We start from the raw sequence: 294 nt of genomic DNA on the forward strand, positions 1-294 counted from the left end.
TGGTATGAGCCTTATTCCAACAACCACGGGTTCAGCAACGGCAATCGTTGAAATCTTCCCTGAATTGAAAGATAAGATCAACGGCCACGCAGTGCGTGTCCCACTAGCGAACGCTTCGCTAACGGACATCATTTTTGACGTTAAGCGCGATACCACAGTAGAAGAAGTTAACGCTTTACTGAAAGAAGCATCAGAGAATGAGCTTAAAGGCATTCTTGGCTTTGAAGAACGCCCACTGGTTTCTATCGATTACAAGGGTGACCAACGCTCTACTATCGTTGATGGTATGTCTAC

1 pseudogene is annotated in these 294 nt (G+C 45.6%); it reads left to right on the forward strand.

What is annotated here, in order from left to right:
* A pseudogene (locus AB4585_RS27230) lies at positions 1-294 on the forward strand (glyceraldehyde-3-phosphate dehydrogenase); the annotation flags it as partial.

It is taken from the genome of Vibrio sp. 10N.222.49.C9 (assembly GCF_041474985.1).
Classification (GTDB): Bacteria; Pseudomonadota; Gammaproteobacteria; order Enterobacterales; family Vibrionaceae; genus Vibrio; species Vibrio crassostreae_C.